Origin of the sequence: Occallatibacter sp. (assembly GCF_049510455.1) — a bacterium.
GTDB lineage: Bacteria > Acidobacteriota > Terriglobia > Terriglobales > Acidobacteriaceae > Telmatobacter.
Window position 1 is genome coordinate 40,087 of the sequence record NZ_JBEKYX010000007.1, and the last position, 21,206, is coordinate 61,292.

The 21,206-nt window shown below is 57.4% G+C and carries 21 protein-coding genes; 4 read left to right on the forward strand and 17 right to left on the reverse strand.

What is annotated here, in order from left to right; translation table 11 throughout:
• Window positions 1–67: 67 nt before the first annotated feature.
• Window positions 68–331, forward strand: coding sequence for a hypothetical protein (locus tag ABSG47_RS02425; protein WP_424165909.1), 264 nt, complete (start codon window positions 68–70; stop codon window positions 329–331).
• Window positions 332–1,046: 715 nt separating this feature from the next.
• Here ABSG47_RS02425 and ABSG47_RS02430 read toward each other — a convergent pair.
• From ABSG47_RS02430 to ABSG47_RS02475, 10 genes are all read right to left on the reverse strand, one after another.
• Window positions 1,047–2,090, reverse strand: a complete 1,044-nt coding sequence (locus ABSG47_RS02430) for a cytochrome P450 (protein WP_424165911.1) — start codon at window positions 2,088–2,090, stop codon at window positions 1,047–1,049.
• Between the two features lie 445 nt (window positions 2,091–2,535).
• Window positions 2,536–2,712 (reverse strand): MFS transporter small subunit, encoded by a 177-nt coding sequence (locus ABSG47_RS02435; RefSeq protein WP_424165913.1) that lies wholly within the window; start codon window positions 2,710–2,712, stop codon window positions 2,536–2,538.
• A gap of 19 nt (window positions 2,713–2,731) precedes the next feature.
• Entirely contained in the window at window positions 2,732–4,111 is a 1,380-nt protein-coding gene (locus ABSG47_RS02440) for an OFA family MFS transporter (RefSeq protein WP_424165916.1), read from the reverse strand.
• A gap of 189 nt (window positions 4,112–4,300) precedes the next feature.
• A complete protein-coding gene (gene cynS, locus ABSG47_RS02445; protein WP_424165918.1) occupies window positions 4,301–4,747 on the reverse strand; it encodes a cyanase in 447 nt (148 codons plus the stop codon).
• A gap of 65 nt (window positions 4,748–4,812) precedes the next feature.
• Window positions 4,813–5,973: an NAD-dependent formate dehydrogenase gene (locus tag ABSG47_RS02450; protein ID WP_424165921.1), complete on the reverse strand. Its 1,161-nt coding sequence runs from the start codon at window positions 5,971–5,973 to the stop codon at window positions 4,813–4,815.
• Window positions 5,974–6,077: 104 nt separating this feature from the next.
• A complete protein-coding gene (locus ABSG47_RS02455) occupies window positions 6,078–7,007 on the reverse strand; it encodes a LysR family transcriptional regulator (RefSeq protein ID WP_424165923.1) in 930 nt (309 codons plus the stop codon).
• A gap of 350 nt (window positions 7,008–7,357) precedes the next feature.
• Window positions 7,358–7,930 carry a type II toxin-antitoxin system VapC family toxin gene (locus ABSG47_RS02460; protein ID WP_424165926.1) on the reverse strand — a complete coding sequence of 191 codons (573 nt, stop codon included), beginning with the start codon at window positions 7,928–7,930 and terminating at the stop codon, window positions 7,358–7,360.
• On the reverse strand, window positions 7,920–8,231 hold the full coding sequence (locus ABSG47_RS02465; RefSeq protein WP_424165929.1) for a hypothetical protein: 312 nt from the start codon (window positions 8,229–8,231) through the stop codon (window positions 7,920–7,922). The genes ABSG47_RS02460 and ABSG47_RS02465 overlap by 11 nt, the downstream gene beginning before the upstream one ends.
• 616 nt (window positions 8,232–8,847) lie before the next feature.
• Complete coding sequence (locus ABSG47_RS02470; protein WP_424165931.1) at window positions 8,848–10,002, reverse strand: acyltransferase family protein; 1,155 nt, start codon at window positions 10,000–10,002, stop codon at window positions 8,848–8,850.
• A 197-nt stretch (window positions 10,003–10,199) separates the two neighbouring features.
• Window positions 10,200–12,464 (reverse strand): beta-glucosidase, encoded by a 2,265-nt coding sequence (locus tag ABSG47_RS02475; protein ID WP_424165933.1) that lies wholly within the window; start codon window positions 12,462–12,464, stop codon window positions 10,200–10,202.
• Between the two features lie 157 nt (window positions 12,465–12,621).
• Here ABSG47_RS02475 and efp point away from each other — a divergent pair, with 157 nt between their 5' ends.
• Together efp and fliB are read left to right on the forward strand one after the other, a co-directional pair.
• Window positions 12,622–13,197 (forward strand): elongation factor P, encoded by a 576-nt coding sequence (gene efp / locus ABSG47_RS02480; RefSeq protein ID WP_424165935.1) that lies wholly within the window; start codon window positions 12,622–12,624, stop codon window positions 13,195–13,197.
• 145 nt (window positions 13,198–13,342) lie between these two features.
• The gene (fliB, locus tag ABSG47_RS02485; protein WP_424165938.1) at window positions 13,343–14,833 is read left to right on the forward strand and encodes a flagellin lysine-N-methylase; all 1,491 of its coding nucleotides are present in this window, start codon (window positions 13,343–13,345) and stop codon (window positions 14,831–14,833) included.
• Here fliB and ABSG47_RS02490 read toward each other — a convergent pair.
• A complete protein-coding gene (locus ABSG47_RS02490; RefSeq protein ID WP_424165940.1) occupies window positions 14,816–15,946 on the reverse strand; it encodes a metallophosphoesterase in 1,131 nt (376 codons plus the stop codon). The genes fliB and ABSG47_RS02490 overlap by 18 nt on opposite strands.
• Window positions 15,947–16,091: 145 nt before the next feature.
• Here ABSG47_RS02490 and hemW point away from each other — a divergent pair, with 145 nt between their 5' ends.
• A complete protein-coding gene (hemW, locus tag ABSG47_RS02495) occupies window positions 16,092–17,342 on the forward strand; it encodes a radical SAM family heme chaperone HemW (protein WP_424165944.1) in 1,251 nt (416 codons plus the stop codon).
• A 9-nt stretch (window positions 17,343–17,351) separates the two neighbouring features.
• Here the strand turns inward: hemW and ABSG47_RS02500 are convergent, their stop codons facing one another.
• The 6 genes from ABSG47_RS02500 to cutA all read right to left on the reverse strand — a co-directional run bounded on the left by ABSG47_RS02500 (window position 17,352) and on the right by cutA (window position 21,204).
• Window positions 17,352–18,353: a GGDEF domain-containing protein gene (locus tag ABSG47_RS02500; RefSeq protein WP_424165947.1), complete on the reverse strand. Its 1,002-nt coding sequence runs from the start codon at window positions 18,351–18,353 to the stop codon at window positions 17,352–17,354.
• Between the two features lie 238 nt (window positions 18,354–18,591).
• Entirely contained in the window at window positions 18,592–18,999 is a 408-nt protein-coding gene (locus ABSG47_RS02505) for an OsmC family protein (protein ID WP_424165949.1), read from the reverse strand.
• 9 nt (window positions 19,000–19,008) lie between these two features.
• Window positions 19,009–19,884: an MqnA/MqnD/SBP family protein gene (locus ABSG47_RS02510; protein WP_424165952.1), complete on the reverse strand. Its 876-nt coding sequence runs from the start codon at window positions 19,882–19,884 to the stop codon at window positions 19,009–19,011.
• 60 nt (window positions 19,885–19,944) lie between these two features.
• The gene (locus ABSG47_RS02515) at window positions 19,945–20,550 is read right to left on the reverse strand and encodes a biotin transporter BioY (RefSeq protein WP_424165954.1); all 606 of its coding nucleotides are present in this window, start codon (window positions 20,548–20,550) and stop codon (window positions 19,945–19,947) included.
• Window positions 20,547–20,693: a hypothetical protein gene (locus ABSG47_RS02520; protein WP_424165956.1), complete on the reverse strand. Its 147-nt coding sequence runs from the start codon at window positions 20,691–20,693 to the stop codon at window positions 20,547–20,549. The genes ABSG47_RS02515 and ABSG47_RS02520 overlap by 4 nt, the downstream gene beginning before the upstream one ends.
• 166 nt (window positions 20,694–20,859) lie before the next feature.
• Window positions 20,860–21,204, reverse strand: a complete 345-nt coding sequence (gene cutA, locus ABSG47_RS02525; RefSeq protein ID WP_424165958.1) for a divalent-cation tolerance protein CutA — start codon at window positions 21,202–21,204, stop codon at window positions 20,860–20,862.
• Window positions 21,205–21,206: the final 2 nt, after the last annotated feature.

The window sequence follows — 21,206 nt, forward strand, 5'->3', positions numbered from 1 at the left end:
AGCCATGCGCGTGATTTGCTCGGGCTCAGATGCATCTCAACGCCAAACGGCAATATGGGAGGCCAGGATGTCAGCCGATTTGCAGTTTCTGCAGGAGTGGATCCCTGAGCGAATGGACCCCGGCACGGTTTTTGTGCTGGAGAACCAGACCAAGTTGGGCAATGCGCAGAATCCTTATGTAGCGGTCATGTCATGTCCCCGCTGCGGAACCATGGGACTGATTACGCGCCGCCAGCTTTGCGGATTTGAGCCGATGATCTGCGGCGGAGATTTTTGTTCCGCCGAGTATCAGCTTGAGGGCGAGAATATCTGCTATCGAAGTCCGCAATAGTCTGCACGCGGAACTCTGCACTGCCTCAGCGTCCTCGTGCCTGCCCAGCGCGATGATGTTTTTATGGGAAATTATGTGGAGGAGACCCGTCTCGACACGGCGACTATCAACGTCGCGCGCAAGAAGAAGGAGGTCGGGGAAGGAGCGAAGGAAGTTCGCGCCGGTACCTGAGCCTTATACTGAAGGTGGCCACGCGGGCGTGGCGAAATGGCAGACGCAGCGGACTTAAGCAAGCTTGAGTGCCCATCGGGAAACCGACAGCGTAGAACTGCTCAAAGTCGGGGAAACCTGAAATGGCAATCCCGAGCCAAGCCCGGAAGAACTTCCGGGAAGGTGTAGAGACTAGACGGGCAGCACCTAAACCTTGTATGGGGAATGGTGAAGGTATAGTCCAGACCACGAACCCGTACTTGCGGGGCGGCGAAAGCCGAAGTGGTATGAAAATCCGCAGGCCGCAAGGCCGTGAGGGTTCAATTCCCTCCGCCCGCACCAATTCTATTTGTTGTTCTCGCGCCGGAAAAAGCGGGCCACTATGGTCCCGCCCCGGCGCTTGGGATGGAACCATCCTGGCGTGTTTTCCAGCGCCGGCCTGGTTGTGAGTTTATTGTGCGGCACAAAGAGACAACCGCCGTCGTTAGACCGAGTTGTAAGTTACTCCCTCAAGTACAAATAGAGCTATGTCCTATAGCTTGAGGTCTTGCAGGTTCGCTCTGTGTCACGTCGAAGAAACGACGTCCTTGCGAAGCATAACCGGCAGGTGTACTGGAAATTGGAAACGTGATCCCCCCTGCCATGTGATCGGCTCAGCCAGGACCGCGGAAGAGAAGGTAGCAACAAGCGGACGAATCATCGCAACCGAAGCCATTCGCAAGAGATTTGCTCCAACACACGCATGAAGCCCGGCCCCAAAGGTCAGGTGACCCGCCCCACGGCGGTGTATATCCAGCTCATTTGGATCGGTGAAGCGTGCAGGATCGTGATTGGCCGCGATGATGCGCAAGATCAATCGATCGCCTTTGCGAATGGAAGCTCCCCCAAGGATCAAATCGTCCACCGCCTGACGGCCCAGGAAACGACTCAAGCCCGCATACCTCATCAACTCTTCGACCGCTTGCTCCGCCAGGCCAGGCTCCCGGTGCAGCAACATCCACTGCCGCGGACTCTGCAACAAGGCATGGCACGCATTCGCCAGCATGCAAGGCAGCGTATGCGAAAGTGCGACAAACCCGGACTCGCGCAGGCTCTCAGCCTTCCCGTGGAAGCAAACCTCAAGCTGCGGCATAACAGATTTTGACTCCGCGCGGAGCACAGGATCGTATGGTTCCGCGGTCGCCGCCGAGACAGGCCGAGCAAGCGCCTGGAGTCTCATCGCGTCCTGTGGGTCGATCTCCGTCACCAAGGCTGCAAGGTCAAGACAGTTCGGTCGAAGGTAGGAATCCAGCAGGTCTACGGCACGTCCTTGAGGAAGCGCTTGGAGGCGTGCCTCGATAAGAGGAACGATCACCTCCGACCATTCACGAAGTTGGGCTGGAGAAAGCGCTTCCCTTGCCTCTGCGCGCATTCTATTCATCCCCTCATCTTCTTCAGCCGTCCTGGGCCGCTTGCTCTCGATGTTAAGAGCCGACGAGCGAAACGCCGCGAGTACATCCTCGTAACGGCTCAGAACCCAGGCGTCGAGGTCCTTATCGAAATAAGCCGGCTCGATGTGCGGAGACACCGGAGAATCGAACTCATCGCTACTCCAGATGGGTATGGACACCTCTTCTCCTGGTCTTTGCATATCGACTCCCACCTATAGTATTTACGTCGCGCGCCGAATGTTTGTCAGTGCTTTGTCATCGCTTGTCAACACTTTGTCATTGCTGATGACGTCGGTATAGTCCAATCGTTTGTTGCTTTTGAGGGCGCGCGGTTATAGCGCATTACTCTGGACACCACGCCGCAACCGCATGCCGGTGAGTGCGGCAAGCCATCGCTCAACCAGATTGAGCGATGGCATTTCTCCTCTTGCTGTAGAGCGACCCCAGCCTGGCCGCAAAAACAAATACGCGACGAGGGTGGGGCGCCCGAACTTTATACCTGCGGGAGAGATGCTCTAGCCGCGGGCGCTACCTTGCTTCGTTCTCGTGCCACCGGAGGTTGGGAACGAGTCTACTGCCTGGTGAACCACCGCTCGAAGCGTAGCAGAGCTGGACAACGATCCACTATTTAAGCGCTGCCGGACCTGGGAATGCACGCGCCGTTGAGACCGCATGCACCGGCGCGGCGAACAATTTCATAGCGTTCCTGCTGGACATATATACACCCCACGATAATGGAATCAGCACGACAAGCCACGCGGCAGTAATTTCCAACGAGTTCGATTTCCTTGACTCATTCATGAGCTTCGCTCCTCTTGTATCAGTGCGCCGGTCGGTCAGTCGCGTCCGCCGGCAATTTGTTCAACCAATATCTTTGGGCTACAGGGCGCACCAGCAGATTGGCAATGAAACCGATGAGAAGCACTCCGGCCATGATGTGCAGAACGGTGCGATAGGCAACCAATCTGTCCACACCGGCAGCGCGATCGTGATCCAGAATGCCGTTGACGATGAGCGGCCCGATAATGCCTGCGGTTGACCAGGCCGTCAGCAATCGACCATGGATAGCCGACACGTTGTAGCCGCCAAAGAGGTCCTTCAGATAGGCTGGAATCGTTGCGAATCCGCCACCGTAAAAACTCAGCGCCAGGCAGGCGAACAAGACAAAGGCAGGAACGGAGTTCAGTCCGGCAGAACTGGTCTTCGGCATCAGGAAATATAGTATGGGGCCCAGAGTAAAGAAGCAGAAATAAGTCGTCCGGCGTCCGATCCGGTCCGACACTGTGGCCCAGAAGAACCGCCCGCCCATATTGAAGAGGCTAAGCAAACCGACGAAACCGACAGCCGCGTCCGGAGAGATTCTTCCATGAAAGAAATCCTGGATCATCGGCGCGGCTTGTTCCAGGATGCCGATGCCCGCCGTGACGTTCGCGCACAACATAATCCAAAGCAGCGCGAATTGAGGCGTGCGCCATGCCTGCTGTACCGCCACATCGTGAGAGCTGATCAACCGATTCGAGCTTTGCCTGGGAAGATAGCCGTCAGGCTTCCATCCCGGAGCGGGCACGCGGATCGTGAGCACACCGAAGAGCATGAAGACGAAGTAAATTAAACCCATCGTGATCCAGGTAATGGGAATGGGGTTTGCGTGTCCATGCGCCTTATAGAACGCCATGAGTTGATTGCCGAGCGGGGCGCCGATGAGCGCGCCGCCGCCGAACCCCATAATGGCGAGGCCGGTGGAAAGACCGGGGCGGTCAGGAAACCATTTGATCAAGGTCGAGACCGGGGAAATGTAGCCCAGTCCCAGACCAATACCGCCTACGACGCCATAGCCGAGATAGATCAACAACAAGCTGTGCATTGCTGCGCCGGCGGAGGCGATCTCGAAACCGAGCCCAAAACAAAGGGCCGCATACATCATGGCCCGGCGAGGCCCTACTCTTTCGAGCCACGCGCCAAATAGCGCGGCGGAGACTCCAAGAACAGCAATGGCCAGGGAAAAAATGTAACCAACTTCCTTGAGTGACCACATGGAGCCGTCCGGGCCATGCAGGGCAAGGAGCGGATTCTTGAAAATCGAGAAGGAATAGACCTGCCCGATGCAGAGGTGAACGGCAAGTGCCGCGGGAGGAACCAGCCATCGACTGTACCCGGCTTTTGCAACCGAATGTTCGCGATCAAGAAACCCAATTTGCATAAGAATTCCGACCTGGGAAAGTACTTCGCGTTGTATCGTTCCGTGGCTTGTGGGGGATGCGGCGGCGGCACTTCGACGAGCGACAACAACATTCTCAAGATGCCGAAACGATCGTCAAACAAAGGATTTCAATGGGCCAATCGAAGATTCCGATTACGTCGCCGCTTCACCACTATACCGGGGCATGCCTCAGTAGCGTTTGTATGGCAGAAACTTGCCGGACATCGTGATGCTGACACGGTCGCCTTTAGGGTCTTCCTTGCGGCCGATCTGCATATCGAAGTCGATAGCGCTCATGATGCCGTCACCGAATTCCTCCTCGATGAGTGCCTTCCACGTTGTGCCGTAGGTTTGCACGAGCTCATGGAAGCGGTAGATCAATGGGTCCGTAGGAGGAACGTTGGACAAGGAGCCACGGTACGGAGGTTCCGTGAGCTGAACCGTTGTTTCCTCATCCAACTCGAACAGTTTTGCGGCATTCTCCGCTTCTTCTTTCGTGAGAGACATCTGCCCGAGAAGGGCGGCTGTGTAGAGAATGGGCGATCCCGTTCCAATTTGCGCCGCTATCCGCTGCCATGTGAGTTTTTTCTTCCGCTTGATAGCGAGAATTTTTTCTGTGATTTCCGCGCGTGTCATCGTGTTCTCCAAAGAAGAGACGGGCGAAGGGGAATTCGCCCGCCCCTGGTTGTCTTGGGATTGCTTTACTTTTTCACCGTGTATGAGTGTGCTCCGGTACCAGCGAGCTTGCCTCTATCGACGATCAGATACTCATCGCGAATGGGCTTGTTCTCGAAGAAATTTTCCAGAATTTCGCGCGTTCCTGCCGCGTAGCGTGCCTGGGCGGAAAGTGAGGTGCCGGAGATGTGCGGTGTCATGCCGTGGTGAGGCATCGTCCGCCACGGGTGGTCCGCGGGAGCAGGCTGCGGATACCAGACGTCCCCGGCGTATCCTGCAAGCTGACCGCTCTCAAGAGCGCGAACGATGGCGTCGCGGTTGCAGATGAGGCCCCTGGCTGTGTTCACCAGATAAGCGCCGCGCTTCATCTTGCCGATCAGTTCGTCATTGAACAGATCGAGTGTGCCGGGGTGGAGAGGAGCGTTGATCGTCACAACATCGCATACCTTGACCATGTCTTCTACACTGCTGTGATAGGTGAGCCCGACCTCCTTCTCGACGCTCTCGGGAAGCCGATGCTGGTCGAAGTAATGCAGCTTCACATCGAAGGGCTTCAGACGCTTCAGCACCGCCAATCCGATACGCCCGGCCGCCACAGATCCGACGTGCATGCCTTCAAGATCGTAGGAGCGCTCAACGCAGTCCGCGATGTTCCAGCCGCCTTTGAGCACCCATTGATACGAAGGCAGGTAGTTCCGCACGAGCGAAAGGATCGTCATCATGACGTGCTCGGAGACGCTGATGCTGTTAGAGTACGTCACCTCGGCGACGGTGATGCCATGCTTGATCGCAGCTTCCAGATTGACGTGGTCGGATCCGATCCCCGCCGTGATCGCCAACTTCAGCTTCTTCGCTTTTTCGATCCGTTCTGGCGTGAGGTAGGCGGGCCAGAACGGCTGGGAGATGACAACGTCAGCATCGGGAAGTTCGCGCTCGAAGACCGAGTCCAGGCCTTCCTTGTCGGATGTGACAACGAAAGTATGCCCGAGGCCTTCAAGATATTTTCTCAAGCCCAGCTCGCCGGACACACTCCCCAGAAGCTCGCCGGGAATAAAGTCGATGGACTGGGGCGTCGGAGCGGTCTGGCCGCCAGGATAGTGGTCGATCTTGGGAACATCGTTGCGAGCGTAGCTCTTGGGGTAACCGGTAACGGGATCGTCATACAGCACACAAAGTATCTTTGCCATTGTTTCCTCCAAACCTGTGGAAGCAACATTCTCAAACGGCAAGAATTACAGTCAAACAAAGAACTTCAATGGGTCCATCGAGAATATCGATTATGATGAAGCCGCTATGAATCAGCCGGCGGATCGGCGATGCGCCGCAGCATCTCCTGGCGAATGTCGGCCTGTTTTGCCAGGTCGAACAAGGCTCTTGTCATGGGAGCAAGAGGGTTACGATCGGAAGCCACGAGGCCGACAGCATGCGAGGCATCGGGTTCGACAAGAGGCAGCGCGACCAGCCCTTCCACTTTGCCGATTAACGAAAGAAATGAATTTGGAACAACCGTCGACCACTGGCCGAATTTCAGATGGGACCAGAGGGTGATCAGCGAATTGGTTTCGATAGCTGCGTTCACCTCTGCTCCTGCTTCATGAAAGTGCGTGTCGATAATCCGGCGGTTCTGCATGTCCGTTGTCAGCAGGCACAGGGGATAGTTCGCTGCTTCTGCCCAGGGAATTGTTCGCCGATTCTGTGTGGCTTGGCTTTCGCGAGTAAGGAACACGTAGTGCTCCATATACAGTTGAAGCCTGCGCACCCTGGCAAGCGGTTCATTATCGAGGTAGGTCATCCCTACATCGAGAGAAAGCTCATCGATTCCACGTTGAATCTCCATCGATGTAAGGCTGCGAATGACGGTGTGCGTATGAGGATGCAGCTTTGCAAATGGTGTTGTCAAAAGCGAGATCACAGGAAGCGTTACGGGTATCGCGCCAACCTTGAGACAACCAGTCAGGCCTGCTCTCATCTCGGAGAGGCTTTGTTGCAAGCCTTCGTAGTCGGCGATGACGTGCTTGGCCCACTCCAGAACCTTTTCGCCTTCCAGGGTGAGCCCCATAAAACGCTGTCCGCGCTCAACCAGCAGAACGCCAAGGCTCTCTTCCATCTGCTTGATTCCCGCGGAGAGCGTGGACTGCGTTACGCCACATACGACAGCAGCCCTTGCAAAGTGCTTTTCCTGCGCCAGAGCTACTAAGAATTCGAGATGTCGGAGGATCACGTTTCTTTCCCGAGTCAGATCATACTTGAAGCCGGGAAATGCCAGCATCCGAAAAGTCGCCGGGCTCCAATCTCTGACCGCCCCTTGGATGAGCGCCTCCTTGGTTTCGGCGTGTGGATAAATCTCCGAAATATGGGCTCGTTTTGGTATGACGAAAATGGAGGGAGCAGGCATCAGAATTGCGGGCTTGGTTTTGAAGGGCTTTCGCCCTGCTGACGAATGAAAAAACATCTTTGTGCGGATTCCAGCCAAAGGATGCCATTGTTTACGGGCTTAAAAAGCTACCTTCATCGTGGCAATCACAGCCAAGGCTCCTGGAGCGAGTCCTGGAGCGAGTCTTGGAGCGAGTCCTACAGCGAGTCATAGAAGACGGCTTGCCCCCTGGCATCAAGCTGCATCAGTAAATCGAAATCTGAGACGTTACGAGTGAGCACCACGCAGCCATTCTTAGACGCGGTGAGATAAATCAGCGCATCATTGAGCGCTTTGCGTTGCTCGTTCCTGCCAAATTGTTGCAGCCGTGCCAGAAGTCCTGCGAGGATGCCGGCTTCCCGCCATATTTCCCTGTCCGGCGCGAGTATGCGATGTTCTGGCCTTAACTCGATGGATGCTGCAATCTGGTGAATCGCGCTCGCAGTGTTCGGATGCTTCGGGTCCAGCAGACCTGTAAGAGCTGCCAATTCCGCCTCCGTAACGGTCGAGTGCCAGAGGCTTCCGGCCCGAAGAGCAATCTCGACATAATCCGGCAGGTTTCCTTGCAGAGCATCAATGTAAACCGTCGTATCGAGAAGCAGTTTAGGAAACGGCGGTTTAAGGTTCGGAAGAAACCTTAGCTGAGTGCGGTCGCGGTAGTCGAGTTGTTTGTGACGTTTCTCCGGCTTCAGCCGGCGCAGCGATTGTTGAAATACGGAGCTAGAACTCAAGGTCGAGATCCTTGCTCACCGTACCCCTCTGGGCAAGAAGCCAGTTGGCGTACTCGTCCTCGACCACGATGTTTGCCAAAGCGGCTTCGATCAGCTTGGAGTCTGATTGGATGCCTGTTTTTCTCTTTGCTTGTTCCACAAGCAGCGAAGGCATGCGGCCGCGGAGAGTAAGTGTCTTGCCGCCGCTCAGTAATCCCTGTTGCTCCGCGATGGACAGAGCGTCGCTGAGCCTACGGCTGCTCGCGGCAGGTTTAAGCCGCTTTGGATTTCGAGAACTCCGAATTGGAACTGCCTGGGCCATGCTGGAACCTCCGTATCAATGTAGCACAAGTATGGTTGATTTGTTCTACACTTTAGGCTTGCCGTCTCCCGGGTAAATACCGGCCTGTTGAATCGCGGAATGAACGGCCTGATGAGTCACGGAATGAGTGGCTTGAATGAACGGGATCAGCATCCTTGCTTTTCCGGAGGGAGCGTAAAGCTACAGCTCACGAATAAGGGTACTGGCTCAGTTTGAATTGTTTTGTAACAGGGCACGACTTGAGTCGTGCCGAAAATCCGGCTGATAAAGTCGTTGGGCTTCAGCCCAGTGTTCCTTCCCGAATCGCTAACGCAAAATTTCTTTCAGAAAGTTTGCATAGAATTAACCCCATTTATGCTTTACTCATAATCAGAACAGAAAAACGGCCCGATTCCAATCAAGGAACCGGGTCATTTTCTTTCAACTTCAAGAATGAAAAGCGCAGAAAAGGCGAACAAAACTCGACACACTGAAAATTGCTCGTAAAACAATATAAATAAACGCCTTAGATGGTCGATGTGCGGATTTTTTTATTTATTTGGTAACCTGGTTCGGTTATTTAAATGGTAAACACTGCAAATTGCAATAACTTAAATACAATCAACAACTTACCATATTATTGAACCTCAACCGGCAAACAAACCTTCGTAGTGGCGCTTCGATTCCGCAGCCATAGAAACGGCCGCTCCACGCACAGGTGCAGCGCCCCCGCCGTAATCAGGCAGAAAGCCGCATACACCGCCAGCCGTCCACCCATGCTTGCTCCGTGCAGGTGCGGAAAACACAAATCCACAACATGAATCAGCGCCTTGCTCGTCAGATAAAGCGAGTACGCCAGCGTCGCAATCAACCGCGCGCCAGGAATCTTCCACCGGCTCAATAAGCCGTTATTGCTGATGGACGAAGCAACAAGACACGCCAGCCCAAGCGCAAGAATGGGAAATCCCAGAATATCTCCCACCGCTGCCACTCCAGTCGCGGAAGCATAGCGGTCACGCGTCAGCCAGACTGCCAAAGCCACAAGCCCCACAGCCGCCAATGTCAGCGCATGGCCACGCCGCGCAATCCTCTGCCACCACACGGGCCGAAAGACGCGAACCGCCGCCAGCGCCACTCCCGCCACCAGACCATCCAGACGGCTATAAGTCGGGTAGTAGATGCGCGTCATATAAAGATTGCTCCACGAGTCGCCCGCGCGCTCCAGCGGCTGCAGCGTATGAAAAACAAAGTAGCCGCGAATCGCAATGCCGAAGAGAACGATACCGGCAATAACCGCAGCAGCTTTATAAGCAGAAGGCTTTCTCATCAGCACCAGAACGATGAGCGGCAGCAGCAGATAGAAATGCTCCTCCACGCAGAGGCTCCAGACATGCGAGAAGGTGCGCGGCCCGGCAGGCAGAAAGAAATTGTAGGTAAAAGTGAGGTACTTCCACACCGGAGCCATGCCATCGAACTCAGGCCACTTCGGAATCCAATAGTAAGCGCCAAGCACCACCAGATACGCCGGCAAAATCCGGTAAAGCCGGTTGCGATAGAACCCCCACAACCCTGGCCGCTGGCCCGTCGCATACGGTTTCAGCAACTGCGATCCAATCAGATACCCGCTGAGGACAAAAAAGAGATCCACTCCCATCCATCCGTATTCAGCAATGGGTTCGAGCCATGCAGGCAAGGTATTTTCGCCGCCAAAATCCAGGAGATGAAAGACCAGAACAGCAAGAATCGCAAGACTGCGGAGAGTATCGAGACCATGAAAGCGTGGACCGATCAAGCGAGGCTCGGAAAGGCGTACACCCGGCACGTAGGAGGAAGCTGAGTTGTTCAAAGGAGTGCGCCTTGGATAGGTTGAATCAAATTCAGCCTAGCGCATCTTCGATCTTGAAAGGATCTCGTCCAAAGCAAAGAAAAAAACCCGTACCTGCCAAGCCAACATCGCTCCGCGGATACGGGTTCTTTTCGTTCAGCAATCTACTGCAAGCTAACCGTCTTCTTCTCCGGCAGCTTGTCGCTCGATCCGCCCACCAGAAAGGTATACTCGCCCGGAACCAGCGACCACGCATTCTTCGCCTCATCCCAGATGGAAAGATACTTGCGGTCAATCTCCACCGTGACAGTCTTCTTCTCCTTCGGCCCCAGCTTTACCTTCGTAAAGCCCACCAGCCGCTTCGGAGGCTCCTGCGCGCTGGCCGGAAGCTCGGCATAAATCTCCGCAATCTCCGCGCCCTCGCGCTTGCCCGTATTCGCCAGCTTGAAGGTCACCGTCACCGTATCGCCCGTCTTCACATCCAGATCGGAGTAGCCATAAGTCGTATACGAGAGCCCATAGCCAAACGGAAACAGCACTGGCTTCTTCTCTGCGTCATACCACTTGTAGCCCACCTTCAGCCCTTCGTCGTAGTTGATCGGGAATGGCGGCAAACCCTTGGCCCACGTCTCCGGCGAAACCGGCCCGTCGAAGTGTACCGCTTGAGGCTTTGAGATTGTCGGATGCGGCAGATCCGCATCGCTCTTCGGGAAGGTGTTCGGCAGCTTGCCGCTCGGGTTCACTGAGCCGAACAACACATTGCCCAGCGCGTTCGCGCCGTCGCTGCCGCTGTACCACGCCTCCACAATCGCTTGCGGCGCATCCACCCACGGCATCGTCACCGGGCTGCCTGTCTCCAGCACCACCACCGTATGCGGATTCGCCTTGGTCACCGCTTCAATAATCGCGTTCTGGTCCACATCCTTATCGCCGTTCTTGTAGTTGGGCAACGCCAGCGAAGGCAGATCCATCCCTTCGCTCTCCCACTGGTAAGCAAACATCACCACCACATCCGCGCCCTTCGCAGCCGCCGCGGCAGCGACCGGATCCACACCCGGATCGAAGCTCACCTTCGCGCCCGGCGCACGTTGCTGAATCGCCTTCAGCGGCGAGCTCGGAAACCATATCTGCTGCTGCCAGTGCGTCGCGCCCTGTCCCGGAGGCAGAATCGCGCTGCCGCCAATCGGGTCCACCTGCGCGGAGCCGCCGCCGGAGATCATGCCCACATCGGAGTGCGCGCCGATCACAGCAATCGACTTCACCTTGCCGCTTTCAATCGGCAATATGTCCTTGTTGTTCTTCAGCAGCACAATGCCGCTCTCTTCAATCTTTCGCGAAGTCTCAAATCCCGCAAACGGGTCCACCACCGCGCGCTGCCGCGGATAATCAACCACTCCTACCGCGAACATCGACCGCAGAATCCGGTGAATATGCTCGTCCAGCTCCGCCTGCGAAATCCGGCCCGCTTCTACAGCCGCCTTGAACTTGTCGCTGTAAAAGAACTTGCCCGGCTGCTCTTCATCCAGCCCAGCCGCGGAAGCCTTCTCCGTCGAATGCGTCCCGCCCCAGTCCGACACCACAAAGCCCGGAAACTGCCAGTCCTTCTTCAGCACGTCCTTCAAAAGCCACTCGTTCTCGCACGCAAAGTCGCCATTCACACGGTTGTAGCTGCACATCACCGCCGCCGGATGGCCCTTGGTCACGCCGATCTCAAACGCCAGCAGGTCCGACTCGTGTCCCGCGCGCTTGTCGATCGACACATTTCCGGAATTGCGCCCATTCTCCTGGTCATTGAAGGCATAGTGCTTAATGTCCCCAATCACATGCGCCGACTGCGTACCCTCAATCAGCTTCGCCACCAGCGTGCCTGCCAGAATCGGGTCCTCGCCCAGGTACTCAAACGTGCGCCCATTGCGCGGCTCGCGCGTAAGGTTCGTTCCGCCGCCAAGCGTCATGTTGTATCCCTGCGCCCGCAGCTCGCGCCCAATCAGCGCCCCATACTCGTAAGCCGCATCCGGGTCCCAGCCTGCCGCGGCCGCCACGTTCGCCGGCAGTGCCGTCGCATACCGTCCATTCGCCTGGCTTGACCGCACGCCATACGCCGCGTCGCTCATATCGATGCCCGGAATCCCCAGCCTCGGCACGCCTACCGCATAGCCCACGCCACGGTTCGAAGCCGCATTCTCCGGCGTCACCGGATCGTCCGTCGGCATGCCGACGCCATGCAGCAGCGCAATCTTCTCATCCAGCGTCATCTCTTTCAGCACCAGGTCGGCGCGCTCATCCGGAGAAAGGCTGGTATTCATCCACGGACCCTTCGGCGGAGCCGGCGGGCGCTGCGGACGCTGCGCGTACAGCAGGATCGAGCCTGCGGAGGCAAGAGCCACGGCAACTACAGCCAGCCGGGCAGGGAAGCGAGACGGTTTCATAAGATCCCCTTACTCAAACGTTTGTTTTGAACGCTCCAATACTACCAATGCCCGCCGCTTACCCGGCAAGAACCATCTGATTCGTTTACAAAACTTAAGGCAGATTCGCCATTTACGATAGAGAAGAAGAACCATCCATAGAAGGACAACCGAACCAATGGCCGCACTGATTGACGCAATCGACGTTAAGCGCAAAATGTATTTCGAGCTTGAGAACACACCCTACCTGTGCCTCGATTTCGAAATCTCCACGCCCACAGCCCGCGGCGGCCAGACGCTCGTGCGCCTCAAAATGCGCAACCTGCTCACCCGCGCCGTCTTCGACAAGACCTTCAAGGCCGGCGAGAAGTTCAAGGTGCCGGATCTCGAAACCGACGAGGCATCCTATCTCTATAGCGACACCGACGGCTCCTATTTCCTCGATCAGGCCACCTTTGAGACCATCACCCTCTCCGCGGACAAGCTAGGCGACGCGCTCGATTTCCTCCTTGAAGGGGCCATCGTGCAGCTCGACAAGTTCAACGGCAATCCCATCGGCATCCAGCTGCCCCAGCAGGTCGAGCTCAAGGTGCAATACACCGAGCCCGGAGCGCGCGGCAACACCGCCAGCGGCGCCGTCACCAAATCCGCAAAGCTCGAAACCGGAATCGAAATCCAGGTGCCGTTCTTCGTCAAGGAAGGCGAATCCATCAAGGTCAACACCGAAACACGCGAGTTCGCAGGCCGCGCATAAGCGGCCTGCAGTTCGTTACCGATCGACAGGCCCGTTGACCTCAGTCGTGACAGGACCGCAGTGCCTCCCGTCCGATTCCCCATTTCTGAATACCTTCTAATAGTGAATCGATACGGAAGGCCTTCCGTGTGCCTGGACCCAGGATGTGAAGGATTCCAAGCCACCCTGTGCTGCGGCAGGCCCGTTGCAGCCCGAATCATCCATCAGCCCGAACTACGCTGAAAAATTTCAGTGCATCGGCTCCGCCTGCGAAGACACCTGCTGCCAGGGCTGGAATGTGCCCATCGACCGCGGAACCTATGAGAATTACGCCCAACTTCCGGCTGGTCCGCTGCGTACCCTGATCGATGAAAGCCTGCTCCGCGGTGAGGAAGGTTCCAGCCATGCTGAGTTCGCAAGGATACGGATGACCTCCAGCAACCAGTGCCCGCTGCTCACGGAGGTCCGGCTTTGCCGCATTCAGCAGGAGTTGGGAACGGACTTACTTTCCTACACCTGCGCAACCTATCCGCGCATCGTCCATTCCATCGGCGAGATACAGGAAACAGCCCTGGCGCTCTCGTGTCCTGAGGCCGTGAGGCTGGTTCTCCTGAACCCCGCGCTGCTCGAAACCGAAGCTCCCACGGACAGGCCTTCGTCCGAGGGGTGGGAGACCGCGACAGACTGCTCCCGCAATCAGCCGGTTGCGGGACCAGTCGTGCCGGACTCCGAGTTGGAATCCGGAGACGGCGCGCGCGATGTGCGGTTGCACTTCTGGCCGATCCGGAAAACGGTGCTTGCGCTGATTCGGAATCGGGCCTACCCGCTGTGGCAGCGGCTCTTTTTGCTTGCCGTGCTTTGCTGGCGTCTCGACGAGCTCGCAAAGGGCAAGCTGCAACAAAGCGTCATGGCATTGCTTGCGGATTTCGATGCAACCGTAGCTGCCGGATCTCTGCGCCCGACTATGGCAGCCTTGCCTGTTGACGTTGAAGCGCAGTTGGATGTGGTCTTGCGTCTGGCGGGTGTCATGTTGCACCGCTCGAACGTTACGCCTCGGTTCGCTGCGTGTGTTCAGTCATTTGCGGCAGGTATCGGTAACGATCGGAACGCTACGCTGGCAGGTGCGGCCGCTCGATACGCGGAGGCGCAGAAGCGTTATTATGCCCCGTTCTTTCAGGCCAATCCGCACATCCTGGAGAATTATCTGATCAATATCGTCATCCGGCGCCAATTTCCATTTGGGCGCGATTGGATGCGGAAAGATGCGCAAAATGCACCCCTGGATTCCGGGATGCATCTCCACGAGCTTTCCATGAGCCGCGAGCTTATACAGCTTGTGGCTCAGTTCACGCTGATGAAGGGCTTGTTGATCGGCGTGGCCGGCGCTCATCGCCAGGACTTTTCCGGCGAACATGTGGTGCACACAGTGCAGGCTGCCAGCAAGCATTTTGAACATCACCCCGAGTTTCTTGACCGCATCCACGCCCTGCTCGTTGAAAGCCGGATGGATGGCATGCACGGGCTGGCGATCCTGATGCGCGAGTCTTTGAATGAGAGTGAACAGGCCACCTCCCGGCAAATGCCGTCTGTTGCATTCCCGAAGGCTGATTTGGACGGCAGCGCTTTGCGTGAATCGCCTTCAATGTTCAAAATGTAGCTCGAACGTAATCAAAATCACCTCCGGCGCGGTCCCAATCCGCATCGGAGGGCCCCACGTCCCCACGCCGACTGAAGTTAACACCTGCAGGTCTCCAAACGCATGCAGCCCGCGCGTAAACCTGCCAAAAATCCGCTGCGTGATCCACGTATAAGGCAGAAACTGCCCCCCATGCGTATGCCCGGAGAGTTGCAGACCAAATCCCGCCTGCTCCACCATCGGCAGCCGGTTCGGCACATGGTTCAACAGAATTGCCGCGCGCCCACGATCCACCTGCATCTTCTCCAGAATCCCACGTAGCCGCAGCGGAAATGTCGTATCCGCATAGCGCACACCAGCCACCTGCACGCCGTCCACATCGGCCAGCTCATTCCGCAGCACACGAAAGCCGCCTCCGCGCAGCGCCGCCTCATAAGCTGCCTCATCGCCAAACTCCTCGTGATTTCCGCCACAAAAATAAACCCCCAGGGGAGGGTTTACCTCAAAGAGCGGCGCAGCCAGCTTTGCGGGATTCACCTTCGAGCCATCGTAAAGATCGCCCGCAATAAAAATCACATCAGGATCCAGCCTCCGCGCAATCCCTGCAATGCGCCGCGCAAAGCCCGCGCCATTCACATGCCCCAGGTGCAGATCGCTCAGCATCAGTGCCTTCCGCCCGCGCCATGCATCCGGCAGGTTCGGCAGTTCAATGGTCAGCTTCCGCTCGCGAATCCGTCGCGCATTCACAAAGCCGTACAGGCTCACCATCAGCGCCAGCGCCAAAAGCGTATCCGCAATCCACACACGCGGCTGTGCCTCATGAGCCGCATCCACCCAGTGAATGGGCAGCGCCATCAGCCAGCACAGGCACGCTCCCCACACCAGAAAATTCAGCACGCCCATCCAGCAGCATGCCATCGTGTAGCAGACCCTGACCACCGCATTCGTCCAGCGAAAGCTCGGCAGCGTAGCCGCTACAAAGCTGAAAGAAAGCACCGCCAGCGCAATGGCAAGCACATGCCGCGTTTCAATTCCAAGCGGCCAGAAGCTCACAGCCGTCACATAAAGGAACCAGTGACCGAGGCAAAGCAAAGCCTGAATAAGAACAATGCCGAGTGCCGGCCAAACCTTCAATCCGATCTCCCAAAGGGGCTGGCGACGTCAAAAGGCCCTCTCTCCATAATGCCGGAAAGAAAATAGGGAAGCCATGAATTCTCGCCTTCTGTTGACTTCACGGATTCCACGCCGCAGCTCATCTCACATGAAACAATAACAACGTATGCCTCAACCGCCGCCCAACGCGCTCGGCGTCTACATCTCGATCCCGTTCTGCCGCTCCAAGTGCACCTACTGCAACTTCGCCTCAGGTGTCTATCCTGCCAGCGAGCACACGCGCTACATCCATCGCCTCATCGAGGACATGCGCCGGTCGCACGCCTGGGCCGCGCAGATGGGCGGCGATCTCCCGCGCACCGTCGATACCGTCTACCTGGGCGGCGGCACGCCTTCTTTGCTTGAGCCGCATCTCATCGAACGTCTCTTCGCCGCTCTCCGCGTTGAATTCCATCTCACGCCCGACGCCGAAATCACCGTCGAGTGCGCCCCGGCACAAATTGCCGACGCCACGCTAGCCGCATTAGCTCAAGCCGGCGTCAATCGTGTCAGCCTCGGCGTGCAGTCATTTATTGATCGCGAAGCCCATTCCAGCGGTCGTCTTCATAACCGCGCCGCCGTCCTCAGCGATCTCCAGCGCCTTCGCTCCGCCGGCATCACCAACCTCAACATCGACCTCATCGCAGGCCTCGCCGGTCAGACCTTCGCCTCATGGGACGAGTCACTCGCCGTCCTCCTCGACACCGGCATCCCGCACGCCAGCATCTACATGCTTGAAGTTGATGAAGATTCGCGCCTGGGCCGCGAGATGCTCTCCGGCGGCGCGCGTTATCACGCTGAACTCGTTCCATCCGACGATGCCATCGCCGGCATGTATGAAACCGCCGTCGAGCGTTTGGCGGCATCCGGTCTCGCGCAGTATGAAATCTCCAACTTCAGCCGCCCCGGCCTTGCTTCGCTTCACAATCTCCGCTACTGGCAGCGCCGCCCGTACCTCGGCCTCGGCCTCGACGCCTCTTCCATGCTCCTCGATTCCGAAGCCGCTTATGCATTGCGCTCCAAAACCGCAGACGATCTCAAATCGTATCTCGAAGACACCGAATCCCCCGAAACCGCATGGCTCTCGCCCGACCGCCGCCATGAGGAAGCCTGGTTCCTCGGCCTGCGCATGAACTCCGGCGTCAACGCATCGGCATTAGCAACCGAATTCGGCCACAGCCGCGTAGCCCCAGCACTCGAAGCCGCAAATCGTCTTGCGCAAGATGGCTTACTCACCACAGACGGCGACCACATCCGCCTCACTCCACGCGGACGACTACTCTCCAACGATGTCTTTCAGGAATTTCTCTCGCTTGATGCGGACGAAAGCGAAGCACAGCCCCCCGTTTTCGAATCGGCTCTCGAATCACGCAACTGAGAGTTTCGCCTACCAGGCCAGCAAATCCTCACCCGATGTAGGCGAAAGAAACGTCACCGGCCTGGCCAGCGCCTCCATATCATTCCCCGCGCAGCGAATATTCTCCGGACCCTCTTCTTTCGCCAACCGCAAAGCCTCTTCCGCCTCACGCAGCACAATCACGGGCGAACGCCCCGCGCTTGCCGCCACGCCAAAGCAAGCCGAGAGCCGCACCACATGCCCAGCCGCATGAAACGGCGCAGAGAAAACCTCCGCGCGAATCCTCTCCGCCAGCAGCACTGCATTCACCGTACTGCACCCAGGAAGCCCGGCCAGAAACTCATCCTTTCCCGTTCTCCCAAACAGATCGTACGTACGCAGCAGCCGCGTTGTGCGTTGCGCCACTTCCACCAGCAGCCGGTCGCACGCCTCTGTGCCCAGCCGCAAATTCCAGTGCCCAAAATCATCCACATCCAGCAGAATCAGGCTCAGCGGCGTATTCATACGCTGCGCGCGATCCGTCTCGCGAAACAGCCCAGCCAGCACCGCCGCCCGGTTCTGCGCGCCTGTCAGCGGGTCTGTCTCTGCGGAAAGCGCCACCGTCTCGCGCAACTGCTCCAGCTCCCGCTTCTGCTGGAACCACCGCAGCGCCCGCTCCACGCGCAGGCGCAGAAAATCCGGTCCGCAGCCAAAGGGAATCACATCGTCAATCACGCCATCGGCAAGCCGCTCAGTCCAGATGGGCGTAACGCTGTCCGTATACAGCACAATCGGAAACGGCATCCCCATCGTCCCCGCCTGCGCCGCAGCCAGCAATTGATCCGTAGGCGCGCCAGGCAGCCGAGGGTCCAGCAGCAGCAGATCCAGAACAGGGCAGAGAGGAGCCGGAGCAGCCACGCGAGCCAGAACATCGTCACTGCTTAACGCAATTTCCACTCGCACGCCATTCACGCGCAGCGCCGCCTCCGCTGTTTTCAGCAGATCCGGCTCTTGCGAAGCAAGAAGAAAGACAGGTTGGTGTTCTTCAGCCATCGTGCTCATCCTCAACAATGGCTGCATCGGCTGAGATTGGAAATGGTTGAGAATTTGAGGCAGGAAATAAGGGTCAGCAACGGTAACGAACAGGGGACGATTCTCCCACATTAGTCACCTTTAATTTTTGGAGGGAGCAGGGGCCTTGAGGCTCCTGAAGACAAGCCAGAGGAGGAATCGGGGCTTTAGCCCCTGGGCTTTGATGTAGCACACAAGCTGTCTTACTTGCGGATGTGCATCATCCCCACGTAAATGAGATCGGCAACTCTACATCCGGATGCAAACTCTTATGCACCGGGCAGGCATGCGCCGCGCGCTCCAGCTTCACGCGGTTCTCTTCGCTGATTCCAGCCGGCATCTGAATCTTCACCGTCAGCCGTTCAATCCTGCGGGGCGGAGCGCTGGTCATTTCCTTGTCTACTGTCGCTGTAGCTCCGGACATATCAATGCCAAGCGTCCGCGCCAGAAGCCCCATGGTTGTCAGGATGCAGGTTCCCAGCGCAGTCCCTACCAGGTCCGTAGGAGAAAAGCTTTCACCGCGCCCCTGGTTATCCTTCGGAGCGTCCGTGCTCAATACCGTTCCCGAGGGCCCATGCACCGCACTGCAATGCAAGTCGCCCTCGTACTTCATCTCGATCGAAACCATGCCAGCCTCTTAATCCACAAAATCCACTTGCGGTTTCACCGTGATCACGCCACGCTCGTATCCCAGCTCCAGCAGCTTGCGAATCGCCTCGCGTCCGTCAGCGCCGTAATCCAGCGTGCGCTCATTCACATACATGCTCACAAAGCGGCTTGCCAGCGTCGTATCCAGGTCGCGCGCAAACTGCATCGCATACTCCAGCGCCTGCTCGCGATGGTCCAGCCCATGCTGAATACTGTCGCGCAGCGCCTGTGAGCAAATCTTGTGTACATCCGCGCCCAGCGACCGCCGAATCGCATTGCCGCCAAGCGGCAGCACCAGCCCGGTCGTCTCACGCCACCACACGCCCAGATCAAGCACCTTGTACAGCCCGCTCGTCGCATAAGTAAGCTGCCCTTCATGAATGATCAGCCCCGCATCGTACTTACCCGCCTGAATCGCAGGAATAATCTGATCAAACGGCACAACCTCGGTCTCAAGCTCAGGATTGAAAACCTTCAGCGCCAGAAATGCCGTCGTCAACGTCCCCGGCACAGCAATCTTGATCTTGCGCAGATCCTCCGTCGTAAGTTGGCGGCTCGCCACAATCATCGGCCCGTAACCCTCGCCCACACTGCCGCCGCAGCCCATCAGCGTGTAGTTTTCCTGCACGTAGGGATACGCATGAAAGCTGATCGCGGAGATGTCGTAGAACGCCTCACTCTGTGCGCGCCTGTTCAGCGCCTCAATGTCCGTCAGCGTATGCGAAAAGCGGTAGCCCGGCACACGAATCTTGTTCGTGGCCAGACCGTAAAACATGAACGCATCATCGGAGTCAGGGCTGTGGGCAATCGAGATAGTGCGAATCTCAGAGGAAGAAGCGACGGAATCGGACTGCGAAGAACTCACGAAACAGTACATCCTTTCAACAGAAACTGGTCAGGCAAATCCTTAAATTTAGTGGTGCGCTTAGTTAGCGCGGCGAATCCGCGATGCACCCGCTCCAACACCAGCGGCAGCAGCAATCTTCAGCGCCTCGCCCGGCAGAAACGGCAGCACCGCCTGCGTAAAGACCGTAGCTGCTGTTGCATGTGTCGCCCCATGCGTCCACAGCGCCAGCCAAACAGCCCCCGTTGTAAGAATCAGTGCATCGCCAGCAGCAGCGGCAATCAATCCCCATCCAAACTTGCGATTGCTCCGCCGCCACAAAACAGCAATCAGCGCAGCAGCCACCGGATACGCCATCAGGTATCCGCCCGTCGGCCCAAGCAAGTGAGCCATGCCGGAAAGCCCCGCAGCGCCCGGCGCAAACACAGGCAATCCCACAGCGCCTTCAGCCAGATAGGTCAACAGCGTAGCAAAAGCCATCCGCGGCCCAAGCAACAGACCCAGCACCAGCACCGCAAAGGGCTGCAGCGTCAGTGGCACCGGCGTAAAGTACAACGGAATCGAAACATGCGCGCATGCCGCCACAAACAGCGTCCCTACCAGCACAATTCCGCCTGCGCGAAGTGCCGCGGTCCCGCGCGTTTCCTGCGCATTCCAAGCCCACTGCATCGATGCGGGTTTGTTCATTTGCCTTCCTCCGTATGAATTTCTTCTTCCGCTGAATGCGGCTCCTGCGTCTGCTCCGCCTGCTTATGTCTGCGCCATATATGGCGCGCCACGCCTGCAGACGCAATTAACAGCGCCGCTACAGACGCGAAGAGTGCAATCATGAGCCATCGCATGAGGTAGTACGCGGTCTTTCTTTCTGTTTGCCGTCCTGCGGCGCGGCTTCAAAAGCATGCGCGATCGCAAAAACAAATCAGGCTCGACAACAAATCCGCTGAAGCCAAGAATACCAGACCAAGCCGTCAAAATCCGGGTCGCCACAGGCCACAACTACTCCGCCACACGCTCGCCCAGCACACTCTGCATCCAGTTGAGATACCCCGCGCTTCCAGCCTCCACCGCCAATATAAGAAACTCCGGCGTCTCATAACTATGCAGCGCATGCAGCCGCGCTTCGAGAGCGGAGATCCGCGCCGCATCCGTTTTCAGCAGCATCAGCGTCTCCGTAGTCAGCTCCGTCTTGCCCTGCCACTCGTAGATCGACTCCACGGAAGGAAGGATCGTCGCGCACGCCACCAATCGCTCACTCACCAGCACGCGTCCAATGCGGCTGGCCTCACCGGCACTTGCCACCGTGGTCAGAACAATTCGCGCAGTCGTCGGAGATTCAGCCACGC

Bases quoted from the DNA above. Each gene is read 5' to 3' on its own strand.
- ABSG47_RS02475 (WP_424165933.1), bottom strand. From the start codon at position 12,464: ATGAAACCGTCTCGCTTCCCTGCCCGGCTGGCTGTAGTTGCCGTGGCT.
- cynS (WP_424165918.1), bottom strand. From the start codon at position 4,747: ATGACACGCGCGGAAATCACAGAAAAAATTCTCGCTATCAAGCGGAAG.
- ABSG47_RS02435 (WP_424165913.1), bottom strand. From the start codon at position 2,712: ATGAATGAGTCAAGGAAATCGAACTCGTTGGAAATTACTGCCGCGTGG.
- ABSG47_RS02465 (WP_424165929.1), bottom strand. From the start codon at position 8,231: ATGGCCCAGGCAGTTCCAATTCGGAGTTCTCGAAATCCAAAGCGGCTT.
- ABSG47_RS02500 (WP_424165947.1), bottom strand. From the start codon at position 18,353: ATGGCTGAAGAACACCAACCTGTCTTTCTTCTTGCTTCGCAAGAGCCG.
- ABSG47_RS02425 (WP_424165909.1), top strand. From the start codon at position 68: ATGTCAGCCGATTTGCAGTTTCTGCAGGAGTGGATCCCTGAGCGAATG.
- ABSG47_RS02450 (WP_424165921.1), bottom strand. From the start codon at position 5,973: ATGGCAAAGATACTTTGTGTGCTGTATGACGATCCCGTTACCGGTTAC.
- ABSG47_RS02515 (WP_424165954.1), bottom strand. From the start codon at position 20,550: ATGAACAAACCCGCATCGATGCAGTGGGCTTGGAATGCGCAGGAAACG.
- ABSG47_RS02520 (WP_424165956.1), bottom strand. From the start codon at position 20,693: ATGATTGCACTCTTCGCGTCTGTAGCGGCGCTGTTAATTGCGTCTGCA.
- ABSG47_RS02440 (WP_424165916.1), bottom strand. From the start codon at position 4,111: ATGCAAATTGGGTTTCTTGATCGCGAACATTCGGTTGCAAAAGCCGGG.
- ABSG47_RS02505 (WP_424165949.1), bottom strand. From the start codon at position 18,999: ATGGTTTCGATCGAGATGAAGTACGAGGGCGACTTGCATTGCAGTGCG.
- hemW (WP_424165944.1), top strand. From the start codon at position 16,092: ATGCCTCAACCGCCGCCCAACGCGCTCGGCGTCTACATCTCGATCCCG.
- efp (WP_424165935.1), top strand. From the start codon at position 12,622: ATGGCCGCACTGATTGACGCAATCGACGTTAAGCGCAAAATGTATTTC.